This is a genomic window from Erwinia sp. 009765445, assembly GCF_058137865.1.
On the sequence record NZ_JBYUWC010000007.1, the window covers coordinates 245,255 to 266,732 of the forward strand.

The 21,478-nt window shown below is 54.1% G+C and carries 19 protein-coding genes; 13 read left to right on the forward strand and 6 right to left on the reverse strand.

Annotated features, from left to right (window positions below; all coding sequences use genetic code 11):
* Positions 1-80 precede the first annotated feature (80 nt).
* From AC3Y5R_RS10055 to AC3Y5R_RS10065, 3 genes are all read left to right on the forward strand, one after another.
* A complete protein-coding gene (locus AC3Y5R_RS10055) occupies positions 81-1,667 on the forward strand; it encodes a methyl-accepting chemotaxis protein (protein ID WP_489921211.1) in 1,587 nt (528 codons plus the stop codon).
* Positions 1,668-1,808: 141 nt separating this feature from the next.
* On the forward strand, positions 1,809-3,002 hold the full coding sequence (gene ampH, locus AC3Y5R_RS10060) for a D-alanyl-D-alanine-carboxypeptidase/endopeptidase AmpH (RefSeq protein WP_489921212.1): 1,194 nt from the start codon (positions 1,809-1,811) through the stop codon (positions 3,000-3,002).
* Between the two features lie 338 nt (positions 3,003-3,340).
* The gene (locus AC3Y5R_RS10065) at positions 3,341-4,942 is read left to right on the forward strand and encodes an APC family permease (RefSeq protein ID WP_489921213.1); all 1,602 of its coding nucleotides are present in this window, start codon (positions 3,341-3,343) and stop codon (positions 4,940-4,942) included.
* Positions 4,943-5,037: 95 nt separating this feature from the next.
* Here the strand turns inward: AC3Y5R_RS10065 and AC3Y5R_RS10070 are convergent, their stop codons facing one another.
* On the reverse strand, positions 5,038-5,736 hold the full coding sequence (locus AC3Y5R_RS10070; protein WP_489921214.1) for a tetratricopeptide repeat protein: 699 nt from the start codon (positions 5,734-5,736) through the stop codon (positions 5,038-5,040).
* Positions 5,737-5,881: 145 nt separating this feature from the next.
* Between AC3Y5R_RS10070 and fucO the strand changes: the two genes are divergently transcribed.
* The 6 genes from fucO to AC3Y5R_RS10100 all read left to right on the forward strand — a co-directional run bounded on the left by fucO (position 5,882) and on the right by AC3Y5R_RS10100 (position 12,907).
* Entirely contained in the window at positions 5,882-7,033 is a 1,152-nt protein-coding gene (gene fucO, locus AC3Y5R_RS10075) for a lactaldehyde reductase (RefSeq protein ID WP_489921215.1), read from the forward strand.
* Between the two features lie 252 nt (positions 7,034-7,285).
* A complete protein-coding gene (locus tag AC3Y5R_RS10080) occupies positions 7,286-8,074 on the forward strand; it encodes an IclR family transcriptional regulator (RefSeq protein ID WP_489921236.1) in 789 nt (262 codons plus the stop codon).
* Positions 8,075-8,087: 13 nt separating this feature from the next.
* On the forward strand, positions 8,088-9,293 hold the full coding sequence (rhmD, locus tag AC3Y5R_RS10085; protein ID WP_489921216.1) for an L-rhamnonate dehydratase: 1,206 nt from the start codon (positions 8,088-8,090) through the stop codon (positions 9,291-9,293).
* Positions 9,294-9,358: 65 nt separating this feature from the next.
* Positions 9,359-10,657, forward strand: a complete 1,299-nt coding sequence (locus AC3Y5R_RS10090; protein ID WP_489921217.1) for an MFS transporter — start codon at positions 9,359-9,361, stop codon at positions 10,655-10,657.
* Positions 10,654-11,457: a 2-keto-3-deoxy-L-rhamnonate aldolase gene (yfaU, locus tag AC3Y5R_RS10095; RefSeq protein WP_489921218.1), complete on the forward strand. Its 804-nt coding sequence runs from the start codon at positions 10,654-10,656 to the stop codon at positions 11,455-11,457. Before AC3Y5R_RS10090 ends, yfaU begins: the two co-directional genes overlap by 4 nt.
* Before the next feature lie 136 nt (positions 11,458-11,593).
* Positions 11,594-12,907, forward strand: a complete 1,314-nt coding sequence (locus AC3Y5R_RS10100; protein ID WP_489921219.1) for an NAD(P)/FAD-dependent oxidoreductase — start codon at positions 11,594-11,596, stop codon at positions 12,905-12,907.
* A gap of 335 nt (positions 12,908-13,242) precedes the next feature.
* Here AC3Y5R_RS10100 and AC3Y5R_RS10105 read toward each other — a convergent pair whose 3' ends face one another.
* Positions 13,243-13,689 carry a hypothetical protein gene (locus AC3Y5R_RS10105; RefSeq protein WP_489921220.1) on the reverse strand — a complete coding sequence of 149 codons (447 nt, stop codon included), beginning with the start codon at positions 13,687-13,689 and terminating at the stop codon, positions 13,243-13,245.
* A 36-nt stretch (positions 13,690-13,725) separates the two neighbouring features.
* The gene (locus AC3Y5R_RS10110; RefSeq protein WP_489921221.1) at positions 13,726-14,763 is read right to left on the reverse strand and encodes a DUF1176 domain-containing protein; all 1,038 of its coding nucleotides are present in this window, start codon (positions 14,761-14,763) and stop codon (positions 13,726-13,728) included.
* Positions 14,764-15,145: 382 nt separating this feature from the next.
* Here AC3Y5R_RS10110 and AC3Y5R_RS10115 point away from each other — a divergent pair, with 382 nt between their 5' ends.
* A complete protein-coding gene (locus tag AC3Y5R_RS10115) occupies positions 15,146-17,218 on the forward strand; it encodes an FUSC family protein (RefSeq protein WP_489921222.1) in 2,073 nt (690 codons plus the stop codon).
* Between the two features lie 28 nt (positions 17,219-17,246).
* Here AC3Y5R_RS10115 and AC3Y5R_RS10120 read toward each other — a convergent pair whose 3' ends face one another.
* The 3 genes from AC3Y5R_RS10120 to AC3Y5R_RS10130 form a co-directional block, all read right to left on the reverse strand.
* Positions 17,247-17,651, reverse strand: a complete 405-nt coding sequence (locus AC3Y5R_RS10120; protein WP_489921223.1) for a putative T6SS immunity periplasmic lipoprotein — start codon at positions 17,649-17,651, stop codon at positions 17,247-17,249.
* A gap of 5 nt (positions 17,652-17,656) precedes the next feature.
* Positions 17,657-18,199, reverse strand: a complete 543-nt coding sequence (locus tag AC3Y5R_RS10125; protein ID WP_489921224.1) for a type IV secretion protein Rhs — start codon at positions 18,197-18,199, stop codon at positions 17,657-17,659.
* A 114-nt stretch (positions 18,200-18,313) separates the two neighbouring features.
* Positions 18,314-18,724, reverse strand: a complete 411-nt coding sequence (locus tag AC3Y5R_RS10130) for a putative T6SS immunity periplasmic lipoprotein (protein WP_489921225.1) — start codon at positions 18,722-18,724, stop codon at positions 18,314-18,316.
* A gap of 297 nt (positions 18,725-19,021) precedes the next feature.
* Between AC3Y5R_RS10130 and AC3Y5R_RS10135 the strand changes: the two genes are divergently transcribed.
* The 3 genes from AC3Y5R_RS10135 to symE all read left to right on the forward strand — a co-directional run bounded on the left by AC3Y5R_RS10135 (position 19,022) and on the right by symE (position 21,171).
* Positions 19,022-20,035, forward strand: a complete 1,014-nt coding sequence (locus AC3Y5R_RS10135) for an HNH endonuclease family protein (protein ID WP_489921226.1) — start codon at positions 19,022-19,024, stop codon at positions 20,033-20,035.
* Positions 20,035-20,622: a class I SAM-dependent methyltransferase gene (locus AC3Y5R_RS10140; protein ID WP_489921227.1), complete on the forward strand. Its 588-nt coding sequence runs from the start codon at positions 20,035-20,037 to the stop codon at positions 20,620-20,622. Before AC3Y5R_RS10135 ends, AC3Y5R_RS10140 begins: the two co-directional genes overlap by 1 nt.
* Before the next feature lie 213 nt (positions 20,623-20,835).
* Positions 20,836-21,171 (forward strand): endoribonuclease SymE, encoded by a 336-nt coding sequence (gene symE, locus AC3Y5R_RS10145; RefSeq protein ID WP_489921228.1) that lies wholly within the window; start codon positions 20,836-20,838, stop codon positions 21,169-21,171.
* Positions 21,172-21,478 lie beyond the last annotated feature (307 nt).

Genomic DNA, 21,478 nt, shown 5'->3' on the forward strand with positions numbered 1-21,478 from the left:
TAATAGCCTCTGAGGGCATAAAAATTACTCACCCTTGAATTCAGAGTGAATTTCTATCTACCGGCAAGGAAATAAACACGATGGCATCTGTGAAGAATATGAGAGTCGGCGTGCGCCTCGGCGCAGCTTTTGGTCTGGTTATCCTGCTGATGATCATTGTCAGTATCACGGCAATTATCAAAACAGGGAATATTAACAGGGCCGTTAACAGCATTATCAACGACCGCTACATCAAAGTCAGATTGTCATTTGACGCGCGCGACGGCGTTAATGACCAGATTAAATATTTACGCGGCATGGTGATTGACACCACCCGCCCGGAAAGAAACGTCAAGCGTTTTGGCCAGCTGGCGGAAGCAACGCAAAGAACGGATAAGATCGTTGCTGAAATCGCTAAAATTCAGACCACCCCGGTGGGGATCAAGAAAATTCAGGCAGTGAAAGACGCGGCGCAGGTTTTTGAGAACGCCAAGTCGCAGCTGATCGAGCTGATCAAATCGGGAAATGCTGATACGGCCGCCGAATTTGCGCTGTTAAAGATGACGCCTTCGCAGAAGGCCTATCTGGATCTGGTCGCTCAGTTTGCTAACTCCCAGTCTCAGCAGATGCAGGCTGAAGGGGCGAAGGCGCTTTCTGATGGGTCAACCGCTATCCAGATCACGCTGATCTTCTCCTTCCTCGCAGTACTGGCTGCCATTGTGCTTGGCTTGTTCCTGACCCGCTCCATTGTCCGCCCACTTCGTGAAGCGGTGACTATCGCCGAGAACGTTGCGTCTGGCGATCTGCGTACGGCCATTCACGTCACTTCATCGGACGAAACCGGCCAGCTGATGCAGGCGCTGAAGAACATGAACGACAACCTGCTGAGTATCGTTACCGAAGTTCGCTCAGGCACGCATCTGATCACCAATGCTTCCAGCGAAATTTCTGCCGGTAACATGGATCTTTCGTCCCGTACCGAACAGCAGGCCAGCTCGCTGGAAGAGACCGCTGCGGCGATGGAACAGATGACCTCCACCGTGAAGCAGAATGCCGATAACGCCCGTCAGGCTAACGAACTGGCGGCTCAGGCTTCAAAGGTGGCCGTGCAGAGCGGCGCAGCCGTGAAGCAGGTTGTCAGCACGATGGACATGATCAACGGCTCGTCGAAAAAGATTGTTGATATCATCAGCGTGATCGATGGCATCGCCTTCCAGACGAATATTCTGGCGCTGAACGCCGCGGTTGAAGCCGCCCGTGCCGGTGAGCAGGGCCGTGGCTTTGCCGTGGTGGCCTCTGAAGTCCGCAGCCTGGCACAACGTTCAGCCTCTGCGGCGAAAGAGATTGCCCAGCTGATTGAAGATTCTGTCGCCAGAGTGGATGAAGGCGGCAAGCAGGTTGCCATTGCCGGAACCACCATGGATGAAGTGCTCGCCAGCGTTAACAGCGTGACCGCTATCATGGGTGAAATCTCTATTGCCAGTAACGAGCAGAGTACCGGCATTGATGAAATCAACATGGCCATCACCCAGATGGACCAGGTGACCCAGCAGAACGCCGCGCTGGTGAATGAGTCCGCAGCGGCAGCCCAGTCACTGCAGGAACAGGCGGTGCAGCTGTCGCAGGCCATCAGCGTGTTCAAGGTCGACGACCAGCAGCAGAACGAAGGCCGCGCTCTGGCCTGGTGATCGTCAGGCGGAAGGGATTCCGCCCCTCAAGCGAAGCGGGGCCTGTGGCAAGACATGCTTTAGCGCCAAAAAAAGTCAGATGACGTCTTTTTACGCCAGTTAAAAACAGATTACTATACGGGTACTTTTCTGTTCAATCTGATGGATACACGCACGTTGAAACCCTTTGTTCACCGTTTGCTGGCGCTGTTTGTTGCTGCCCTTCCGCTGGGCGGGATGGCGGCCCAGACCACCCCGGATCCCCTGCTGGCGTCTCAGATTGTTGACCGCTACGCCCAGAATATCTTCTACAACACCAAAGCGACCGGTATGGCGATGGTGGCGATTGACGCCAATCAGCGCGTGTTTGCCAGCCAGGGCTCGGTGCGCCCCGGCAGCCGCGTCCGGCCGCAAAAGGATTCGGTGATCCGTATCGCCTCGCTGACCAAGCTGATGACCAGCGAGCTGCTGGTGAAGCTGTCTGAAGAAGGTGTGGTGCGGCTGGATGACCCCCTGAGCAAATACGCTCCGCGTGGCAGCAGCGTGCCGGACTATGCCGGACAGACCATTCGCCTGATCAACCTGGCAACCCACACCAGCGGCCTGCCCCGTGAGCAACCCGGTGGTAAACCTCACCGGCCGGTGTTTGTCTGGCCGACCGCGAACCAGCGCTGGAACTGGATTGAAACCGCCCGCCTGAAAGCCGCGCCCGGCACTCAGGCAGCCTATTCTAATCTGGGCTTCGATTTGCTTGGCGATGCCCTGTCGCGTGCTGCCGGTGTGCCCTATCCCACCCTGCTGCAGCGTGAGATTACCCGCCCGCTGGGGATGAAGGACACCACGTTCACTCCTTCACCCGATCAGTGCTCACGGCTGATGGTGGCCGAGAAAGGTGCCAGCCCGTGCACGAACACGCTGGCAGCCATTGGCAGCGGCGGTATCTACTCCACACCGGACGACATGGGCCGCTGGATGCAGCAGTTCCTCTCTTCGGATGTTCATGCGCGCTCGCCGCAGGCTGACCGGATCCAGACCATGATTTATCAGCGTAACCAGCTGACTAAAGTGGATGGCATGGACGTCCCGGGCAAAGCCTCGGCGCTGGGCATGGGGTGGGTTTATATGGCTCCGCAGGGCGGACGCCCCGGCATTATCCAGAAAACCGGTGGTGGCGGTGGCTTTATCACCTATATGGCGATGGTGCCGCAGTACAGCGTTGGCGTGTTTATCGTGGTGACCCGTTCTTCCCAGACTCATTTCACCGCGATGAGCGACGGCGTGAATAACCTGTTGACCGAATTGATTGGTAATACCCCTGACAGTGCACAATTAGCTGCCAGCATCATGTCTGAATAAAAAACCATCACGCCCGGCAATAATTAATTCTTATTACCGGGCGACGCAATTATATCATTTTGTAAATTTCCATTATATTTATTAAATAATGGATCATCGGAGTGCACCCCGCACTGCAGGCGAACAATAAATAACTTCATTACTATTTACCCTCCAGAATAAACTCTTAGTCAAGCCACAAACCTCCTTATATTTCACCCTCCTGATCCGGATATTTAATTACGGCCGGACGGTTATTTTTTCTGGCATGCAATATGCTTTTACCCCTTTTTACCGCAACACCACATCAGAATGGCTTAACCAATAAATAAGCCACGATATCACAACATGAGGTTCTTATGGCTAAGGGTGCATTTAAACAAAAATTAGGGCTGGTCGATCTCAGCCTGCTGGGGATCGGTTCGATGATCGGTTCCGGCTGGCTGTACGCAGCGCTGACCAGTTCAGGCTACGCCGGGGCACAAACGGGCTGGGCATGGATCCTCGGCGCAATTATCGTGCTGTTAATCGGTCTGGTCTTTGCTGAGCTGTCGGCCGCCATTCCGCGTGCTGGCGGCTTTGTGCGTTACCCTAACTTCTCACACGGCAACGTGGTCGGGTTTGTGATTGGCGTCAGCTCCCTGCTGGCCTACACCAGTACCGCAGGCGTGGAAGTAGAAGCCGTGCGCCAGTATGCCCAGTACTGGTGGCCTGCGGTCAGCAATCCCGACGGCAGCCCGACAACGCTTGGCTTTGCGGTGCAGATCCTGCTGCTGGTGGGCTTCTTCCTGCTGAACTACTGGAGCGTCAGCTTCTTTGGCCGGGTGAATACCATCGTCACCACCTTTAAATTTGTGGTGCCCTTGCTGACTATCGTCACGCTGTTCCTCTACTTCAGCGGCGCAAACCTGGATGTACCACCACCCCCTCCGGGCGGCGCGCACGGCATCTTCACCTCGCTGACCGGCGCAGGCATCGTGTTTGCTTATCTCGGCTTTCGACAGGCGGTCGACTTCGCCAGCGAAGCCAAAAACCCGCAGCGCAACGTGCCGCTGGCAATCTTCATCGCCATCGCCGTCAGTTTTGTGATCTACATTGCCCTGCAGTATGCCTTTATGGGCGCGGTGCCTTCTCAGGCGTTGTCGGCTAACGGCTGGGACGGCCTGAAGAAAGTCTTCCAGTCGCCGTATGCCGACCTGGCGCGCAGCCTGGGGATCACCTGGCTGATTAACCTGATCCTGGTGGATGCGGTGATTTCCCCCGCCGGTACGGGCAACATCTACCTGGCCGGTGCCAGTCGCGTGCTGTTTGCCTGGGCGCGTAACGGCCATCTGTTCAAAATCTTCGGGGAAGTGGATGCCAAATCCGGCGTGCCGCGTGGCGCACTGTGGCTGTCGCTGATCCTGTCGATTGCCTGGACGCTGCCTTCCGGGTTCCAGGTGTGGGGCGGGCTGATTGGCGCCGTGACTTCCGCTACCGTTTTCACCTACATGCCCGGCCCGATCAGCCTTGGCGCTTTCCGCCGCCACCTGCCCGGGATGGCCCGTCCGTTCCGCCTGCCGGTGGCGGCCATTCTCAGCCCGCTGGCGTTCGTTGCCAGTACCCTGCTGATTTACTGGAGCGGCTGGTCAGTGAATATCATCCTGATCCCGATTCTGGTGCTGGCGTGGATTGGCTATGCGGTATTCGGTAAGAAAAACGAAAACTCAGCGCGTGACCTGAAGTGCGCCTGGTGGCTGCTGGCCTATTACCTGCTAATCCTGGCTGTCTCTTACCTCGGCACCTTTGGCGGCATCAATGCGATCGGCTCACCAATAGATATGACCCTGGCAGTGATCGTTTCGCTGGTCTGCTACTGCTGGGGCGTGGCGACCAGCCTGCCGGTTCCGGAAATCACCGATGAAGATGAGCTGACGGGGGAACCGGGCAGCAAGGTGTCCGGCAAGTACGCACATAACTGAGCAAACTGACAGAAACGTTCTTTGTTAAAACGGCCTCCAAAAATTGGGGGCCGTAGCGTCTGACAGAATCGCTCCGAAAGAGCAGCGTGATACCATCACTTCACGCGGACATAATCCCCTTCTGCCCGGACGTTAAAGCCAAAACCACAATCCCCTTTGACTGAAGTCTGCAGGCTGGCAGGGGTGAAATTCATGCTGACGGCACACCCCGGCTCATTGCCAATATCCGGCTGCTGATAAGTGCCCTGATTATCTTTAATCGCCACCACCCCCTCAAGACCGCCGATATTCGGGCCATACATCATCGCGTTGCCACCGGCATAAACGCCATCAAAGGCGACTTTGTATTTCTCCCCTTTCACTGCCTTCACCTCATAGCTGTTCCACATCCCTTTCCCGGCATACAGCCAGTATTCTCCTCCCGGGCCAGTGGGCTGCGGCAGTGCCGTCAGCTTGTCCTTAATCAGACCGAGGTTGTACCGGGATTTGGCGTCCTTCTCATTAATCGTCAGCCACGCTTTTGCCTTCAGATACTGCCCCTGACGGACCCAGGTCAGTGCCACATTGTTGTATGCCGTGGCGATGGCGCTCTCCGACAACTGGCAGCTTTCGCTCCAGCCCACCTGCTGCGTGTAGCTTTCACGCGCTTTATCATACTGTTTTGCCTTGTAAGCCTTATCGCCTGCGGCAGCATAGTTTTTGATGTTGGCGCATTCGGGATTGGGGGAGCTGGCATCGGCAAACGCGGTGACGGAGCAGAGCATCAGGGCGGCAGACAGGGGAAGGCGGAACATGGCTGAATCCTTTTCAGTCAGTGAACAGAGTAGAAAAGCCTATGATAGGTGATCTTAATCAATATCGCCCGGCCAATTGATCCGCATATTTTCCTGCAGTGCGAAAAAAATCAGCAAGAACACTGCCACTCTACAGGAGAATAAAATGCTGCACCGTATGATACTGAATGAAACATCCTGGTTCGGCCCCGGATCCATTGCCAAAATAGTTGATGAAGTTTCCCAAAGGAATTTAAAAAAAGCGTTACTGGTCACAGACAAAACATTAATAAAAGCGGGTGTTATTGAAAAAGTCACGGCGCTGCTGGATAAAAACCAACTGCCCTACGTCATTTACGACGAAGTGGTGCCTAATCCAACCATCGCCGTGGTGAAAAATGGCGTTGATGTCTTTAAAACCTCGCAGGCTGATTATCTGATCGCCATTGGCGGTGGCTCGCCGCAGGACACGGCAAAAGCCATCGGCATTATTATTAATAACCCCGAATTCTCCGATGTGCGCAGTCTGGAAGGCGTTGCCGATACCCGCCATCCGGCCGTACCGATTATCGCAATCCCGACCACTGCGGGAACCGCCGCGGAAGTAACCATCAACTATGTGATTACCGACGAGGAAAACCGCCGTAAATTCGTTTGCGTCGATCCCCATGACATTCCGATTGTGGCGATTATCGATGCGGAAATGATGGCCAGCATGCCGCCATCGCTGAAGGCCGCCACCGGGATTGATGCGCTGACCCACGCCATAGAAGGCTTCACCACCAAAGGCGCGTGGGAACTTACCGATGCGCTGCACCTGAAAGCCATTCAGATTATCAACCGCTCGCTGCGTGCCTCCGTGGCCGGAGAGAAAAAAGGCGTTGAGGATATGGCGCTGGGCCAGTACGTGGCCGGAATGGGCTTCTCTAACGTCGGCCTGGGCCTGGTTCACGGTATGGCACATCCGCTGGGGGCTTTTTATAACGTGCCGCACGGCGTGGCTAATGCCATTATCCTGCCACACGTGATGGCCTGGAATGCAGATTATACCGGTGAGAAATACCGCGATATCGCTCGTGCGATGGGCGTGCCGGGCGTGTGTGGTAAAACGCTAAGCGAAGTCAGAGTCGCCGCCGTTGAGGCAGTGAAAAAACTCTCGGCCGATGTCGGTATTCCTGCCCGGCTGCGTGATGTGGGGATGAAGGAGGAAGATATCCCGGCACTGGCGCAGGCTGCGCTGGATGATGTCTGCACCGGTGGCAATCCCCGTGACGCCTCGCTGGCCGATATTACCGAGCTTTATCGCCAGCTCTTCTAAAAGGCCAACCAACCTTCAAACTGACGCCTGCATCGGGCGTCAGTTTCCTGTTTTTTCCCGCCCGCCTTCCCCTGAGCAGCCCAATTTAGTACAACCGGTTGTACTCGCCGCAATAAATTCTCTGGCAGCGATCACACTTCTGCACGGAAAAATTCCGCTAATTCCTCTTCGCCTTTTTTATTTGATAGCAGTCACATAAAACAGCCCTCCGTCCGACAACACTCATTCCAGCGAACAAGACTGGAGTCCAGCATAATGGAAACAACCAAGGTTCCGGCGCTCACCAGGGCGATGGATATTCTCAATTTTCTCGCCTGTAAAGGCCCGAGTCCCGCCGCCGACATTATTGCGGCCTTAGGATTGCCGAAAAGCACCGCCTATTTATTACTGGGCGAAATGAAAAATCAGGGGCTTATTTCCACCGACAGCCGCGACAATTATTGCCTGTGGACCAAACTAGTGGAGCTGGCTGGCCATGCCCTAAGCCAGTTCGACCTGCGCGATATCGCCAAAAATCGCCTGACGCAATTGATGGAAGAGACCAACCTGCTCTGCCACCTCGGCATCATTAATCATGACAATGCCTGGTACATTCTCAAGGTTGAGTCCTCCTCCACCATCAGCGTGCGCTCGCACGAGGGGAAAAGCCTGTCGCTGTATCGCTCCGGCATCGGTAAGTGCCTGCTGGCCTGGCAGAGCGAAGTGCAGCAGGAGCAGATTATCCAGCAGCTGCGTTTTGAAGCCGCCACGCCCACCACGCTGGCCACGCCGGAGAAATTGCGTGAAGAGTTACACAAAATCCGTCGCCAGGGCTGGAGCTATGACAACGGCGAGGACTACAGCGATGTCCGCTGCGTGGCAGCGCCGGTCTTTAACGCCCGCAATGAGCTGACCGCGGCCATTTCCGCCGTCGGCACCCGCCTGCAAATCACCGAAGACAATCGCGAACTCTTTGCCGGCAAAACCATCAGTTGTGCCAAAGATGTCTCCCGCCTGCTTGGCTGGCACAGTCCGTTCGATCTGAAAGCCTCCTCACTCTGAAAGGAATACCTCTATGTCCCTACCTAAAATAAAACACGTGCGTGCTTACTTCACCGGCGGTGCAACGGCGGAGAAAGGCAGCGGCGGCGGTGACTATCACGATCAGGGCGCTCATCACTGGATTGATGACCATGTCGCCACGCCAATGAGCAAATACAAACAGTATGAGCAGTCCCGCCAGTCGTTTGGCATCAACGTGCTCGGCACGCTGGTGGTGGAAGTGGAAGCCGATAACGGCCAGACCGGCTTTGCCGTCTCCACGGCGGGAGAGATGGGCTGCTTTATTGTCGAGAAACACCTCAACCGCTTTATCGAGGGCAAGTGCGTCAGCGATATCAAACTGATCCACGACCAGATGCTGGGTGCCACGATGTACTACGCCGGATCTGGCGGGCTGGTGATGAACACCCTTTCCTGCATCGACCTGGCGCTGTGGGATCTGTTCGGCAAAGTTGTCGGGCTGCCGGTTTACAAACTGCTGGGCGGCGCGGTGCGTGATGAAATCCGTTTTTATGCCACCGGTGCGCGTCCGGACCTGGCGAAAGAGATGGGCTTTATCGGCGGAAAAATGGCGGTGCAATGGGGGCCACACGATGGCGATGCCGGTATCCGCAAAGAGGTGGAGCGCGTGGCGCACTACCGCGAAAAATGCGGCCCGGACTTCTGGCTGATGCTGGACTGCTGGATGAGCCAGGACGTTAACTTTGCCACTAAACTGGCTCATGGCTGTGCGCCTTACAACGTGAAATGGCTGGAAGAGTGTCTGCCGCCGCAGCAATTTGAGGGCTATCGTGAATTAAAACGCAATGCCCCGCCCGGAATGATGATCACCAGCGGCGAGCATCACGGCACGCTGCAATCCTTCCAGACCCTGTCGGAAACCGGCATCGATATTATGCAGCCGGACGTTGGCTGGTGCGGCGGCCTGACCACGCTGGTCGAGATCGCCGCCATCGCCAAAGCTCGCGGACAGCTGGTTGTGCCGCATGGCTCGTCGGTCTATTCCCATCACGCGGTGATCACCTTCACCAACACGCCGTTCAGCGAGTTCCTGATGACCAGCCCGGACTGCGCCTCGCTGCGCCCGCAGTTCGACCCGATCCTGCTGGATGAACCGGTACCAGAGAACGGTCGCCTGCATAAATCGGTGCTGGATGAGCCCGGCTTTGGCGTGGAGCTGAACCGCGACTGCAACCTGCAACGGCCCTACAGCCACTGACCAGACGGGCGTTGCGATCTGCCGGATCGTGACGCCTGAAGGCATACAACGAGGCTTTGACTGCCATGACTACACTCGATCGCGTGGTGAAGAAGAACCGCGCCAGGCTGATCCCTTTTATGCTGGCGCTGTACGTGCTGGCGTTTCTGGATCGCTCCAATATCGGCTTCGCCAAAGAGACTTATCAGATGGACACCGGCCTGAGCAACGAAGCCTATGCGCTGGGCGCTGGGATCTTTTTTGTGGTTTATGCCCTGCTTGGCGTCCCCGCCAACCTGCTGATGCGCAAGTTCGGTGCCCGCAAATGGATCGGCGTAACCACGCTGCTGTGGGGGCTGCTCTCCAGCGCGATGGCTTATGCCGATACAGAGGCAAAATTCCTGCTGGTGAGAACGCTGCTGGGCGCGGCCGAAGCGGGCTTCTTTCCCGGCATGATCTACCTGACTTCGCAGTGGTTCCCGCAGCGTCAGCGGGCCGGCATCATGGGACTGTTCTATATGGGTGCTCCGCTGGCCCTGACGCTGGGCTCGCCGCTCTCCGGCGCGCTGCTGGAGATGCACGGCGTGGCCGGTCATCCCGGCTGGTACTGGATGTTTATCATTGAAGGGGGGCTGGCGGTCGGTGCCGGTGTCTTCACCTTCTTCTGGCTGGACGACACGCCGCAGAACGCCCGCTTTCTGAATGCAGAAGAGAAAGAGGCACTCAGCAAAGAGCTGGCCGCAGAGGAACAAACCAAAATCACCTCACGCTTCAGCGATGCCCTGCGTAGCAGCCGTGTCTGGCAGCTGGCGCTGATCTACATGACCATCCAGATTGGCGTGTATGATCTGATCTTCTTCCTGCCGACCCAGGTTGCGGAGCTGATGGGCACCAAAGTCGGCTTTGCCGCCTCGCTGGTCACTGCCGTTCCGTGGATCTTTGCGCTGGCAGGCACCTGGTACATCCCCCGCTACTCCGATAAAACCGGCGAACGCCGCAAGATTGCCGCCGTCACGCTGCTGGTTGCCGGGTGCGCCGTCGGGCTGTCCGGCCTTCTCAGTCCGGTGCTGGCGATTGCCGCGCTGTGCGTTGCGGCCGTTGGTGTGATTGCCGTGCAGCCGGTGTTCTGGGCCATGCCGACTCAGCTGCTTTCCGGCACCGCCCTCGCCGCCGGAATTGGATTTATCAATCTGTTTGGCGCGATTGGCGGCTTCCTCGCTCCGCTGATCCGCGTTAATGCCGATGCTCAGTTCAGCAGCGGCGCGGCCGGTCTGCTGGCACTGGCAGCAATCGCCATTGTCGGCTCGGCGATCATCTTCAGCCTGCAGACCAGCCCGCAACCGGCCCGCAGCCAGGAATCGTTAAGCAAAAAGGAATCCCTATGAATGACGTCTTAGCCAACCCCTTTAAAACCGGTTTACGCAAAGGTGAAACGCAGATTGGCCTGTGGCTCAGCAGCAGCACCTCCTATATGGCGGAGATTGCAGCTACTTCCGGTTATGACTGGCTGTTGATTGACGGCGAACATGCGCCGAATACCGTGCAGGATCTCTATCTCCAGCTGCAGGCCGTAGCGCCCTATGCCAGCCAGCCGGTGATCCGTCCGCTGGAAGGGAGCCGCAGCCTGATCAAACAGATCCTCGATATTGGCGCCCGCACGCTGCTGATCCCGATGGTGGATACCGCTGCTCAGGCCAGAGAAGTGGTGGATGCCACCCGCTATCCGCCGCTCGGACAGCGCGGCGTGGGAGCCAGCGTCGCCAGAGCAGCCCGCTGGGGACGGGTGGAGAATTATATGGCGCGCGCTAATGAGGAGCTGTGCCTGCTGGTGCAAGTAGAGAGCAAAACCGCGCTGGAAAATCTGGATGAGATTCTGGAAGTGGACGGCATTGACGGGGTGTTTATCGGCCCGGCCGATCTTTCTGCCTCGCTGGGCTATCCGGACAATGCCGGTCATCCGGAGGTGCAGCGTATTATTGAGCAGAGCATCCGCCGCATCCGGGCTGCGGGAAAAGCGGCTGGATTTCTTGCCGTTGATCCTGAAATGGCAAAAAAATGCCTGCGATGGGGGGCTAACTTTGTCGCCGTTGGTGTGGATACGATGCTTTATACTCAGGCGCTGGATGCCAGGCTGGCCTTGTTCAGAGAGGGGCTGACAGCGGGGCCATCGCGTCGATCTTATTAATTCTGCGAGACACCACAGGGAAGTGGAGTCCGTGACAAATTCGGGGTTATTTTGTGGCCTGTCAGAGACAAAATATTTAGAATCGGCCAGAGCGGACGCTTTTAAGGAAAGATGATTTAACAAGGATGATAAAAAAATGGAATTTGCAACTCTGCCCTTCAACCAGAACAGGAACGGCTGGCTGAACGACCAGCATTGCACCGCTTTTCGCCCCTCACTGGCTGGCAATACCGATGCCGACTGGGTCATTATTGGCTCCGGTTTTGCCGGGCTTTCCTTTGCCCGCAGGCTGGCCAGCCTCGATCCCAGCCTGAAGATTGTTATGCTGGATGCCACCTGCGCGGCAGAAAGCGCCTCGGCGAGGAATTCAGGTTTTATTATCAGCCTGCCGCATAATACAGGCAGCTCCACCGCCGAGCTTAAAAAGGCCCACAGCTATCGTTCACTGCTGCAGGAAGGAAGCCGCCAGTTAGCTGCACTGACCGCCCTGCACGGCATTGACTGTGAATGGGAGGATACCGGGAAATTCCATTGTCAGGTTGATGTCACCAGCAATCGGATTCTGCGCGAATATATCAATAATCTTGAGGCAATGGACGAGCCATACCGCCTGTTTGACCGGGAGAGGCTGTACCAGAAACTGGGGAGCCGTTTCTATACCAAAGGGATTTATACCTCTGGTGCCGCTCTGGTTAATCCCGCCAGTTTAGTGGCCGGTCTGGCAGCTTCCCTGCAAGAGAATGTGACTCTGTTTGATTACACGCCGGTGATGCACATTGAGTACGGCAAGACAGCCAGAGTGATAACCCCCTATGGCACGGTAAAGGCTGGTCAGGTGATGCTGGCGACGAATGCCCTGTCTAAAACACTTTCTCCGGTGGCTAACCGACAGGCGGCCATGGCAACCTTCGCCAGTTTTACCGCACCATTAACCGCCGAACAGAGTCAGAGACTCCCTGAAATGAGCAGTTGGGGACTGACGCCGGTGAATGCGATAGCAGGAGCGACAATCCGCTACACACGGGATCGCCGTTTCCTGATCCGTCAGCATGTTATTCCGGCGCTGAACGGCAGGATCACCGCAGAACAGACGTGGCGGGCAACCCGGCTACACCAGCAGACCTTCAACAAAATTTACCCCCAACTGACCGACGTGCCGCTGACCCGCACCTGGTCCGGCACCATCAGCGTGACGAGGAATAGCGCGCCTGTCTGGGGCGCACTCGGCAAGAATATCTATACTGCCAGCGGCTGCAACGGGGCGGGGATCGCCAAGCAAACCGTTGCCGGATCGCTGCTGGCGGACCACGCGCTGGGTCACGATAATCCGCTGATCGCCAGTATGCAGGCGCTGGGCGAGGCCAATTATCTGCCGCCGTCACCGGTTCTGGATGTTGCCATTTCGCTGTCGCTGGCGAAGGAGAGATATATGGGCAGAAGTGAAGTCTGAGGATGACAACCGGCGGCCGTGAGCTGCCGGAACAGCTTAAACCGCAGCCAGCATGCCACCATCAACAAACAGCAGGTGGCCCGAGCGGTGATCGACCACGGCCTTTCGGGCACTGAAGGGCAGGAATGCGGCATGGAATCCCATTTAGATTCCGCCTGGCGGCAGGCCTGCCGTTAGCTCCCTTACAACATCTGTTGCCAGAGAGCCTGTACTGCAAGCTGAAGAACCCGTCAGGGGGTTCAGAAACGTTGCAGAGCCTGACCCACAAACAGAAAATACGACTCAAAACTGATCCGGTACCACTTCAGCAAATCTCGCTTCATTGCTGGTCTGGCTCAGCCATGAGAACCGCCGTCCAACTCCGCCTGAGCTGCCTGCAGAACCTGCTGCGGCTGAGTGGTCAGCATATCTTTTGGTTTGCTGCCCCCCAGCCAGCTATTCGCAGAACCAAACCAGATGGCTAACCCCCACGGCGTTTTCCTTTCACCAAACAGTGAAATGACCTGTTTAACGACGGGAACAGGCCGGAATCCTTCATCTAATGCATATAACGGGTAGTTATCTTTCCCGTTTAACTGCAACGCAAAGATGCTACCGGCAGACTTCCAGCGGTTCGGACCCGCGCTGGGATTCGAATTCTGGAAGTTGGCTTTTTCTGACAGCTCTCTGGCCGTCAGCCACTCAGACTCTTCCAGGATACGGGCAGTGAGTTGCTCGCCTCTCGATATCTGCACATTACATGAGAGCCCACTGCGTCTTGCTGCATTAACTTTTACAATCATGATTCACCTCATCATGCCAATCCCAGAAGAGAACCGTTAAAGCGCAGGCTTCACTTCTGTCACCCATTCCGGCATCTCCCAGCCACCTTCTGTACTCACAGTCCGGTAGAGCGCCAGGCGGCTTTTACGGAACGCTTTTCCATCCCATACCCACTCTTCTGTCGTCGCTATGTTGCCCATACTGTTGCCCAAAAAATAATTCGAAATAACGCCTTCCTGATAATTTGTTCCACGGTTAGTCACTATCACGGGCTTCCCTGCCAGGCCTTTGTCGATTACCCAGTAAGCATGCCCCTGGTTATAAGCGGCATGCCAGCAAAGCGTGGAGATCAGCGAATGCTGATCATCGAGAGGAATTAACATGAACTCATCTTTGGCGACCTGACCATGAACACTGGGTTCGTCAGGAAACTGCATACGCTCGCAATCCATATCGTCGTTCTGCGTGGCGAGCAGGCGGGGTCTGAGTGCAGCAACTTCCGCTTTATCCAGAACACGGGGCTGGGTGTGACTGACTTTAGCAGCCTGAATAATGGGCGCGGGAATCGCGTCCTTTACGCTGCTTTCGGGTTTATTTCCCGTTTTGACCCACGCTCCCGGCGTTCCGATTCGCCCCTGTACATCGTCTGCTTTGAGCATCACGGCCGTGGCTCCCTGGTTTGAAAGAACAAAAGGTGCCTGCCCTCCCCTGAACTCGACTTTACCTTTGCCTTTAACTGCCTGAATAAGCTCATGTGTTTGCGTCTGAGATAATTGCCAGGCTCTGTCTTCAGCAGCAGTGAGATCCCCGACAGACTTATCATTGAGCCACATCGTCAGCTTTTTTACAGGCTGCGCTGTTTCATCGACCCTGACATCAACAGTCGTCGGGGTATCAGCACCTGCAAGGCGGGTGAGCACAACGGCCCCTTCAGGCCATTGCTCCTTATCATAGCCAGCGGCACGGCAGGTCAGCGTGTTGTCACAGGCCACTTCCCAGTCTTTATAGGAGAAAGAAACGCCTTTGTCCTCAGCCATCGCCGGGCCAGCCAGTATGCCTGTGACGATCAGTGCTGCTTTGTATTTGTTCTTCACACCCTCTCTCCTTAATGGTCAGTCAGGATGATTTAAACAATCATGGGATTGTTTTACGAATCTTTTTTATGGTTCAGCGCCGTTTTTCGCCCACTAAATAACGCATAGTTGATCTGTATCATTGACAACCCTTATCGATAGATTGTTACGGGTAACGTCAATAACATTGATAAATCAAGTGGGTTCAAACTGGTTGATACCCCTGAATGAACCCGCGCAGACCGTTGCTTAAGATTGTTTATACAGTTGATATTGCTATTAATAACGGACAGGGAATATCTTTTTTTATTACGAAACAATTTGACGTAGTTAACCCCATGAACCGGCCGCTAATTCTGGCAGGATGCTGCCAACTCCGCACGTCTCTGGTAGCCATTCAGTTATGCAGTGGTTTTCGAAAAACGCCGTTCTTTTTTCTGTAAAGACCTGCCTTGCCGCCTTTCTGGCTCTGTATATTTCTCTTGAACTCAATCTGGATAAACCCGCCTGGGCACTGACCACGGTGTACGTCTCTTCCCAACTCTACGCGGCTTCCACCCTCTCCAAATCGGTCTTTCGCCTGATGGGGACTCTGCTGGGTGGCCTCTTTGTTTTTCTGATTTATCCCGAGACCGTGCAGTCTCCGGTGCTGTTCAGCCTGTGTGTTTCGCTGTGGGTCAGCGTTTGCCTGTATCTTTCGCTGCACGATCGTACCCCGAAAAGCTATGTCTTTATGCTGGCGGGCTACAGCGCCGCAATTATGGGCTTTCCCGGCGTAACCCTGCCGCTGACCATTACCGGGACAGTGATTTCACGTATTGAGGAGATTACACTTGGCGTGACCTGCAGCAGCTTTATTCACGGACTGTTATTCCCGGTGAAGATGCGCAGCCTGCTGGAACAGAGCGTCAACGTCTGGTATCAGAACGGCCGCAAGCTGTGCAGCGATCTGCTGAACGGCATCACGAAGGATAACTCGCCGGAGCGGGAAGAGATCCTGATCCGCATGGCGCAATATCCGCAGCAGGTCGAGGTGCTGATCACCCACTGCGTCTATGAGGGCAACGCAGCGCGCAAGCTGATTCGCCTGGTCAGCGTGCAGTATCAACATCTGTCGTACCTGATCCCCACGCTGACCGCCATTGAGCAGCGTCTGCACCAGATGTCACAGCTGCAGATCCACTTTCCAGAGACGGTCGCTCAGGCCTTTCAGCAGTTTTTAATGTGGCTGAACGACGGTGAACACATCAAGGACACCGCCGACATCCAGGCCACGTTATCCGCCTGCCAGGCAGAGCTGAAACATGCCTGGCAACAGGGAGAACTGCCAACGGGAGAATGCCTGCTGCTGACCGGGCTGCTTGAGCGCCTTGCTGACGTTGTGCGCATCGCCGGGGCTTACCAGAGCGTCAGCGACCTGGTCAGCGATCTCTCCGGCGATACCAGCCTCGCCCGCAAAGAACGGTCGAGCCCTCATATTGATACCGGCCTCGTCCTGCTCTCCGCGTTGACCTCTTTCCTGGCAACATTTGGCGCCTGCCTGTTCTGGATGGGGAGTGCCATGAATAATGGTGCCACCGCGCCGATGATGGCGGCGATCCTCAGCTCCTTTTTCGCTAACGCAGATACACCAGGCAACTCAATGAAGCTGTTTATTAAAGGCGTGGTGATTTCCGTCGTTATCAGCGTGCTGTACGTGGCGGTGCTGATCCCTGGCGCCATCACCTTTGAAGCCCTGATGATCTGCCTGACGCCGGGGCTGATCCTGCTTGGGCTGGTGATTGCGAATCCGGCCACCAATATGATCGGCCTGAGCGTCGCCATCCAGATCCCGGGCTTAATCGGCATGAGCCATGACCTCAAGCCCGATCTGCCCGCAGTGATTAATAACGCTATCGCCTCAATGACCGGCGTACTGTTTGCCGTGGTGATTACCCTGTTGATCCGCAACAAGCGGCCATCGTGGACGGCCCGACGGGCGGTACGTTCAGGGCTACGCGAACTGCTGCGTTTTGTGAAGGAGATGGAGCGCAACGGCTCTTCCCTGCTGGCACGTCAGCAATTTATCACCGGTATGCTGGAGAGAGTAAACATCATTCTGCCGCGCATGCGTCTCGATCCGCATCCTGACCTGCTGCCGTCGGGCAACCTTGTGACAGAGGTATGGCTGGGAGTGAACTGCTATGACTACTACGCCCGCAACCGGGACGTTCTGGGGAACTACCACATCGATAACGGGCAGATGTTCCACGAGCTGGCGCTGTTTCTGAAACGCCGGATGAAGTCGCTGAAAGCAGCACCGCATCCCGGCCTGCTGGATGAACTGGATATATTGCTGCTGGAGATGGAAGTTCTGGCAGCTGAGGCTGAAGAGATCTTCACGCCGCTGATCCATTTATACAGCATCAGGCTGTGGCTTTTTCCGGAGAACGGCTGGCCTGTCCGGGAGCTGGGGTATTTGCGTGGACGGCGATGAATTGGGGTCGCCGCCTGGTTGCTATCCCCTACCTCTCAATGCTTAATTGCCCTCTGGTTGTTTCCAGGGAGAATTCGGTGATAAACAGACGGCTTGAGGGGAAAATTTTCTTATCGGCTTTTTTCTTTGAGTTTAAATTTACTGATACGGTATAAGGAACGCCGGTTAAGAATTTATAGCCATTAGTTCCGATACAGTCATCTTTGGTAAGAAAATAACTTTTATCAATATACGTATCTTTCACCTGTTGATTTGATTCATTTCTGTGAATAAGTACGCTCTGAACTTTTTCATCACCTTCAGGCGAAACCGTAACACATACGGCATTATTTCTGATTGCTACTTCAGCATGTTCCGGTGGGTAGTAACGATCACCCGCTCCAGGGCAACCAACCAGCAACAGGGTTGAAAAGATTGTTATTAATTTTTTCATGGCGTTTACCTCTGCTGGAAGAAAGATTTTAGTACGGCTCTGTATTTTTCTTTTATATCTTTATCAGCGGGGCCATTATAGGAGATCGTATAATTCCTTTCGGAAAGCCAACGCTCATAGCCATAGCGTTCCAGAATGAAGTAGTCAGCTATGATTTGCGCCTGCTGCTCCATAGAATAATTATTAATCCCCCGGTTAACATCCAGTTTATAACTATAATTGGCCGCCCAGCTAAACAACCCTCTCATTCTCACCCACATACCCTTCTGATGCTGCCAGACATGAGCCATTTCATGGATGAAGAAGTGTTGTTTGCGAAAATCCGACATCGAGGAAAAATCAGGGGAATACTGTTCTTTTCTGAAATAGATCTCACCATTTGGCGACATCCCTACATTTTTCCCTTGAAGCCCAAGTGGCAGATAGCTGTCACAGTGTATCCAGACTTTGGGGTAGATGATTGAACGACCAAACACCCCACGCGCCAAAGCTACCTCTCCCAGGGTGAGGAGGCGTAATGTCCCTTCTTTGATATCCTTTTCCATCATTACTGGTTCCTTTTATCCATGTTGATGAATATTAATGCCGAATCTGCAATGAGTCTACATGCCTCAATACATCGTCATATGACATAAAAATACACGCACCTTGACTTCCTTTTATTACTGAATTGCTCTCAATATTAGCGCGTTACCCTCTACCTTTGCCAATATAAATGAGGCGCTAAAAGTACGGCCTGCCCCCCCGTTAATCTGTCCTCTTTTCTTTTCAAGCTGTATGGACAGGCCATAGGGGCGGTCAGCCTCAAACTGATAACCATAGAGAGGGATACATTGTTCCGGCAAGATATAAACAGGGTGAGAGCCATCAGTGAAGTGTTTACGGAGTGACTTCTCTTTCTCCTGACTCTCGATATTTAACGAGACGATAAACTCCCCCTTTTCCGCAGGAACTGACATACAAACGTTGTTGTTTATCAGCGAGACCTGAGCCGGGTAAACCTTTGGCCGCGGATCGTTCAGCTCACAGCCTGTAAGAAGCAGCATGATGACAAGCGCGGTAGAAATTTTCATTTTCATCAAGTCCATTTGAAGAATTCCGAAGCTATCTTAGCGATGCGGCTAAACGCTATCCAGCGTCTCTGCCAGAGATTGTGAGGCGAGAGAAGATTGCAATCCAGAATTGCCAGATTTCGAAATAATACGAGGTTCCGGTGACTAAATTTTAGTGAGGCTATAGCTTTACAGTGATAGTGATGGCCAATAAAAGTTGGCCAGACTTTGAGCCTTTTCGGTTTACAACCGACGAGTTTTGTTATGTGATCCTGTTACGTTGATTTTTACGAGCAGCCTCACAAAACAGGACCTTGCATGCGTTTTTATCAGGCCGATCCCAAACTCGAGCACTACTGGCGCGGGGTGATCCTTTTCGGCAAGAATGTCGCCTCCTATAAATTCGCCCTCGCCCATGCGCTGTATGACCTGAAGCAGCCGGGAAATGACCTGATAACCCTTGAGGCGCTGGCCGCCCCTTTTGCCCGCCATCTGTGTGCTCATCTGAAACAGGCCCCAAAGCAAATCACCAGCAAGCGAAGCCAGTTTCTGGACGCCTGCATGCAGTTCAATAACGGTGAGATTAGCGAAGAACAGCTGACTGGCATTACCGTGAAACGGGGCTTTGCCAACGTGATTGATGCTTTCCATAATGTTAATCAGGCTGAGATCGGCAAGCGCTTTTTCCTGGACGAGCGCAAAACGGAAAAAGGCATTCGCCTGACCGACAATTACTACTACCTTACCGAAAACGATCAGTTCCCCAACCTGATTCAGGAAACCGATGCGCGCTGGCGTCTGGTGGAAGAGGCCTGGGCGATGGGCGTATCGCGTAACCTGATCGCCGTTGAATACGATAGCGAGAGCAAGATGCTCTTCAGCCGGCGGAACAACCGGCGCATCACGATCACCAGTTGCCGCAACAGCCTGAACGGCTACCAGAAAGGCTACTGCTTTTACTGCTACCGCCCAATCAGCGTGGCAGCGGGAGAGGAAGGCATGGCTGACGTCGATCACTTCCTGCCCTTTATCCTGAATGACAGCCTCAGCAACCTGGACGGCGTCTGGAACCTGGTGCTGGCCTGCCAGGAGTGTAATCGTGGCGCTAAGGGAAAATTTGCCCAAGTCCCTGAGATTAAATGGCTTGAACGCCTTTATGATCGGAACGAGTATTTTATTAACAGCCATTTGCCCCTGCGCGAAACGTTGATCCGGCAGACAGGCAATACGCCGACGCTGAGGCATAATTTCCTGCAACAAAGCTGGCAGACGGCCAAAAACACGCTGTTGCATGAGTGGGAGCCCACCGTACGAGGAGACGGGATTTTCTGATGAATGACGATTACTACCGGCAAAACGCACAGCGGTTTTATGAGGATACAGTGGATGTGGATATGTCTGCGTTGTATCAGCCTTTTCTCGCTCATTTGCAACCTGGTGCGCGGATTCTGGATGCAGGCTGTGGCTCTGGCCGCGATACCAAAGCATTCAGTGAAATAGGCTTTGAGGTTGAGGCATTTGATACTTCAGCGGAGCTGGTTGAGCGGGCGAAATTGTTAACGGGGAAACCTGTGGAGTTGATGCGGCTTCAGGAGGTTAGCGCCGTTGAGAGGTATGACGGGATTTGGTGCTGCGCTTCCCTGCTGCATGTTCCTGAGCAGGAGTTGCCGGGAGTTATGGCGTCGCTGGCAAAAGCGTTAAAACCGGGTGGCGTGTGGTATTTGTCGTTTAAATACGGGAATGGCGAGCGGGAAAAGGACGGCAGAGTTTTTACTGATATGGATGAAGCTGGGTTACAAGAGATTACTGCTGGATTGAATGATAAATTAAATATCATCGATATGTGGAAGACCGGAGATTTACGGCCAGGTCGGGGGTCGGAATCCTGGTTGAATGCAATGTTGAAGAAGACTCGCTGAAATAGTACATATTTAAACCTGAAAAAATCGTTATTTTAACCTTTCATGTTTTTCATTAAATTTGCGATCGGCTTAATAGTTTTAGAACTAGAATTAATTCACGCCTGATATGACTTTAGTTACTGGTTATATTAACAGGGTTATTTAATCGCGATGTGAATGTGCGGGAACACATCCACACCGCTAACCACAACAACTACAGGACTAGTTATTATGGCTGAGCGAGATTGTAGTGCAGAAGCAGTAACGAATGAAGTGACGAGCCATGCATCGCGCCGGATAAAAGTGAGCTATGCGAGCACCTTCCCAGATTATGAGAAGATCCCATCGCTGAATCTCAAAGGGAAATGGATGGCAATGGCTGGGTTTGGGATTGGCACTCAGGTAGATGTTCGGGTGATGGATGGCTGTCTGGTTATCACCAGCCGGCAGCCTGAGCCGGAAGAGTCGGAGCTGATGAAGTCTTTAAGGCAGGTTTGTAAGCTATCTGCCCGGAAGCAAAGGCAGATTCAGGAGTTTATTGGCGTTGTTGGTGGTAAACGGGTTTGAGTGTGTCCGGCGTAGTCCGAATCTTAATTAGGGGTGCGCCGCCTTTCTTTAGTTCTCATGATTCTTCTTAAAAAAGTTAGATAACATATAAATGTAAAGATAACTCACTCGAAATAACTCCGTACATTTCGGGTGTTACCTACAGTCAAAAGAGGATCTTTCTCAATACAGTTAGCTTTTTCAGGCATATCTTTAAAAACACAACAAGTCAGAGTCCTGATCCAACTGGCTGGATTTGACCCTATATATCCAGACGTCTTTTCTCTCTTACGGTTGCGATAACTTCCTGCGTATATATTCCCGTGGT

What these genes read in the sequence shown, in the direction of transcription:
- AC3Y5R_RS10055 (WP_489921211.1), top strand. Translation starts at nt 81, where the DNA reads ATGGCATCTGTGAAGAATATGAGAGTCGGCGTGCGCCTCGGCGCAGCT.
- ampH (WP_489921212.1), top strand. Translation starts at nt 1,809, where the DNA reads ATGGATACACGCACGTTGAAACCCTTTGTTCACCGTTTGCTGGCGCTG.
- AC3Y5R_RS10065 (WP_489921213.1), top strand. Translation starts at nt 3,341, where the DNA reads ATGGCTAAGGGTGCATTTAAACAAAAATTAGGGCTGGTCGATCTCAGC.
- AC3Y5R_RS10070 (WP_489921214.1), bottom strand. Translation starts at nt 5,736, where the DNA reads ATGTTCCGCCTTCCCCTGTCTGCCGCCCTGATGCTCTGCTCCGTCACC.
- fucO (WP_489921215.1), top strand. Translation starts at nt 5,882, where the DNA reads ATGCTGCACCGTATGATACTGAATGAAACATCCTGGTTCGGCCCCGGA.
- rhmD (WP_489921216.1), top strand. Translation starts at nt 8,088, where the DNA reads ATGTCCCTACCTAAAATAAAACACGTGCGTGCTTACTTCACCGGCGGT.
- AC3Y5R_RS10090 (WP_489921217.1), top strand. Translation starts at nt 9,359, where the DNA reads ATGACTACACTCGATCGCGTGGTGAAGAAGAACCGCGCCAGGCTGATC.
- yfaU (WP_489921218.1), top strand. Translation starts at nt 10,654, where the DNA reads ATGAATGACGTCTTAGCCAACCCCTTTAAAACCGGTTTACGCAAAGGT.
- AC3Y5R_RS10100 (WP_489921219.1), top strand. Translation starts at nt 11,594, where the DNA reads ATGGAATTTGCAACTCTGCCCTTCAACCAGAACAGGAACGGCTGGCTG.
- AC3Y5R_RS10105 (WP_489921220.1), bottom strand. Translation starts at nt 13,689, where the DNA reads ATGATTGTAAAAGTTAATGCAGCAAGACGCAGTGGGCTCTCATGTAAT.
- AC3Y5R_RS10115 (WP_489921222.1), top strand. Translation starts at nt 15,146, where the DNA reads ATGCAGTGGTTTTCGAAAAACGCCGTTCTTTTTTCTGTAAAGACCTGC.
- AC3Y5R_RS10120 (WP_489921223.1), bottom strand. Translation starts at nt 17,651, where the DNA reads ATGAAAAAATTAATAACAATCTTTTCAACCCTGTTGCTGGTTGGTTGC.
- AC3Y5R_RS10125 (WP_489921224.1), bottom strand. Translation starts at nt 18,199, where the DNA reads ATGATGGAAAAGGATATCAAAGAAGGGACATTACGCCTCCTCACCCTG.
- AC3Y5R_RS10130 (WP_489921225.1), bottom strand. Translation starts at nt 18,724, where the DNA reads ATGAAAATTTCTACCGCGCTTGTCATCATGCTGCTTCTTACAGGCTGT.
- AC3Y5R_RS10135 (WP_489921226.1), top strand. Translation starts at nt 19,022, where the DNA reads ATGCGTTTTTATCAGGCCGATCCCAAACTCGAGCACTACTGGCGCGGG.
- AC3Y5R_RS10140 (WP_489921227.1), top strand. Translation starts at nt 20,035, where the DNA reads ATGAATGACGATTACTACCGGCAAAACGCACAGCGGTTTTATGAGGAT.
- symE (WP_489921228.1), top strand. Translation starts at nt 20,836, where the DNA reads ATGGCTGAGCGAGATTGTAGTGCAGAAGCAGTAACGAATGAAGTGACG.